This is a genomic window from Ectobacillus panaciterrae DSM 19096, assembly GCF_000430785.1.
Classification (GTDB): domain Bacteria; phylum Bacillota; class Bacilli; order Bacillales; family Bacillaceae_G; genus Ectobacillus; species Ectobacillus panaciterrae.
The window spans coordinates 1-3583 of record NZ_AUMR01000162.1 but is presented as its reverse complement, the minus strand read 5'-3'; the positions used below and the strand labels follow the sequence as shown (position 1 = coordinate 3583).

The following is a 3583-nucleotide window of genomic DNA, read 5'->3' as shown; positions in this document are numbered from 1 at the left end:
TCATTCATAAATTGTTTGGATTAGCTTCATAAGCTAGCAATTTAAAGGAAATTGACACTCTATGTTTCTATCGAGTATTTTTTGCACCAGAACCAATTATATGATAAGACATTTTTGGAAAACAAAAAACTATTTTTCTACGCTAAGTAGTAATCGGTTTCTTCTATTCATTAAACTCATGCCCCTAGTTAGTTCAATAACACTCTTTTTGATATTATAGTAACTATTTTATCTGTGAGTTAGTCCCATTAAAGCTGGTGCTAAGGTTGACAACATCATTAGGCTGAGCATGAAAAGTCCGATAATGACAATAGTTGCTACTTGAATCAGGGTTAATATACCTGAAGGAATTACTGATATGTTTGAAGGCATTAGGTTCTGATTTCTAGAGAACACCCTACCTAATCAAAAAAGTAAGAAAAAAGTCAGTGTCAACAAATGCACAATATTCAGCTATCCATGTTCTACCCATGTAGAGCTTCAACAATTGAACCCTAATCTTTATTTTTAGATTCTACTAATTGATCTCCTACTATCGAAGCAAAAACTTAGCAAATCCCTTTATGAAGTTCTTTTATACGAAGTATTAGCCTAGGCATCGTTCTAGGCTTTTCATGTTATATAGCCCCTTTTCTATAAATTCGTTTGTAAATGTGGTCACCATGTGCACTGTGATGCACATGTGTAATGCGACATATTCATAAGTACACCAGCACAACTGAACAAACTTCAGCAAGTACAATGTCTTTTTAACTTCATCTAAAATTCGTAGCATTAGCATATAATCATAAATATAATTCAGTTAAATAAAGTCACTTATTATGATCACTTAATATAGTCACCATATATTTTTTTTGTAAAAGCGACTTTATGAGGTTTAGTGTATGGAACACCAATAGAGACTTAAGCATGGCTATTTGGAGAAAAGATTGATCTCATGTAGATGCCGAGAACTTAGTATCACGCTGTTCTAACACAACAGGCTTTACATTACATAACAATGAAGGATTACAAAAACTCGATTTGTTAAAGGATTAAAGACTCATATATGTGTATTTATAGCCGTTACACTATGCACTAACAAACATCAAGAGATTCAATTGATCATTCTTATGGAATTTTATGCACTATTTATAATAGTTACTTTTTTTAGTTACTATATGAAGTGATTAATAAAAGTGTCATTATAAATACTTTTTACATCATTACCACCAAAACACAGCAATGAACGAATCTCTATTATGGTAACTATACTAAGTAACTCTTATAAATAACCATTCAACAATACATAAATTGATTTATCATTTTTTTACTTGGAACCAAGCGTCTATTCTATTAAATTCATTATTTCTCTTTTTCTTTCATGCACTCAGTCCAAAAAACAGAAAAAATTTCCATAAACTAAATACAATCACTTTAAATAGTTATTATATTAAGTGACTATAAAAAATATCTTGAAAATTCTCGTATTTTCATTAAAATCTCTTTCTAATTAACCATTAAAGTAACTACAAATAGTCACTTGATATGATTACCATAATCTGCTACTATATGATTACATATATGTTTTATTTTTTAGATTAGGAGGTGTAAAAGGCATTGAATGAAATTCTTCATCAAACGTACATAGACTTAAAATTTGATGATCACTTATCTGCTATGTTTGCGGATATTATTTTAAGGGATACTGTTCTAACACAGGTATTCTTATATATAGGACGCGAATTAAATAAACAATACAAAGATCATAATCAGATGATCGGCATTACTGTAAATGAAGTAATAGAAAATGTAGTTTTAGATAGACTTACCAGAAAACCTAAAGGCAAAACATTTGTTTTTGAACAATCGCATACTAATATAAGCAGAAAAGCAGCTGAAAAATGCGTGGATAAGTTACTTGATATGTCATTACTTTATGAAAAACCAAAAAAGCCATACAAATATATTTATTTAACAGTTCGTGGTCAACAAGTTTTACTTTCACTATCTAAAAAAACAAACCAATAAATTAGAAAATCGAGGGAGTGAAGATTTATATGGCGAAAAATTTTCTTAACAACGATCCTGCTATTAAGATGACAATGGTTGGATTTGGACAAGCAGGTACTCGTATGGTAGATACATTTGCAGCAATTAAGAAAGTAGACGGTTCCTCCATCTATAACTGTCTTGCATTAAATTCGAATGATGGAGATTTAACTGAACTGAAATATATTCCGAAGAATAATCAAGTTTCGTTAAATCTTGGTGGGCTTGGAAAAGACCCAACTAAAGCTGCGAGGGTTTTAGAGGAAAATGAGGTTGCTAAAGAAAAATTAAAGGCCTTTATCACAGAACGTGTACGTCCAGACGATGAACTTGTTCTATTCTTTGCAGGTCTTGGTGGAGGAACAGGTACTTCTACTATCGTAAAAGCAATCGAGGAATTTTCTGCGTTCCATAATAGACCTATTATTGCAGAGGAATTGAGAAAAATCGCTGCAGAATATCCAGTAGCAGAAATCAAGGCGAACCAAAACCGTTTCAAAAGACTGGCACTTGAAAATGCCATTGATCGCAAAGACTTTATTAAAATTGGTATCGTGGTTACGCTCCCTGTTCGTGCTGACGGTCCAAATGTCTTAAAACAAGTTAATGACTTCTCACGACAAATTTGGGCTCTTGCGAATGATAAGACAAAAGGTGTCGCTTTTGTTGTCTTTGCAGATAATCAGCATTTTTATGACGAGTACAATAGCTTAAATGAAAATGAGAAAAAGAACATTGTAAACTCACGTGATTATGCAAATCAAAGAATTTGCGAAATTATCCATGAATTGAACACTGCAACAACTGTTGGCGGTACTGGCGTTGTCTTAGACCCAGCAGACTTCAAACGTATCCTTCTTGAAAAAACAGGATGCCTGGTAATTAATCGTGTTTCAAAATCAATGAGCGAAATTCAAAATGCTAAAGATATTCAACAAATGTTTACTCAAAGTATCCAAGGCAGCTCCTTCCATGAGCCAATTGAACTTATGCAAAAAGATGAGCTAGGTAATATCATTACATCTAAAATCCACCACTTTGGTATGTTAGCTGTTTTGGATCAACCAAAAGGGTTTGGAGATTCCTTTATTGATGATGCAAAAGCAGATATTATTCAACAGTTACCAATTCGCGAAACAGTTTTTAATGGATATATTGTAGGTAAAAATAACTTTAACACTAGTGTTTATACTTTCTTCAAAACAGAGGCCCTTCCTACTCGCTTAGCTAAAGGACTTGTTGAAGAATATAAGGAATACCAAGAAAAAAACAATAAATTTATTTACCAGCAGTCCTCTATCGCCTCCATCAGTAATATCGATGATGACGAAGAAGATTTTGATTTTAACCTTTCCGATTTCATTGACCTTGGTGAAGAAAAAGCGGAGAACAGCAATTCCTTAGATAAGGATGAAGAATTAATGGATTTCCTAGATCCAGAAAAAATGAAATTCTAATTACAGATTTCCCGAACGCGAAAGCCCACTACGGTGCGATAGCCACCCCCTTTAGGGGTGGGATGAAAGTGAGGTCGGATACGGAGTGCCACTGA

Annotated in this window: 2 protein-coding genes; both read left to right on the top strand. The window is 33.0% G+C overall.

The features are described from left to right. Nucleotides 1–1599 precede the first annotated feature (1599 nt). Nucleotides 1600–2010: a hypothetical protein gene (locus H540_RS0121775; RefSeq protein WP_028402373.1), complete on the top strand. Its 411-nt coding sequence runs from the start codon at nucleotides 1600–1602 to the stop codon at nucleotides 2008–2010. A gap of 29 nt (nucleotides 2011–2039) precedes the next feature. Further along, on the top strand, nucleotides 2040–3488 hold the full coding sequence (locus H540_RS0121770) for an FtsZ/tubulin family protein (RefSeq protein WP_028402372.1): 1449 nt from the start codon (nucleotides 2040–2042) through the stop codon (nucleotides 3486–3488). Nucleotides 3489–3583 lie beyond the last annotated feature (95 nt).

What these genes read in the sequence shown, in the direction of transcription:
- H540_RS0121770 (WP_028402372.1), top strand. Translation starts at nt 2,040, where the DNA reads ATGGCGAAAAATTTTCTTAACAACGATCCTGCTATTAAGATGACAATG.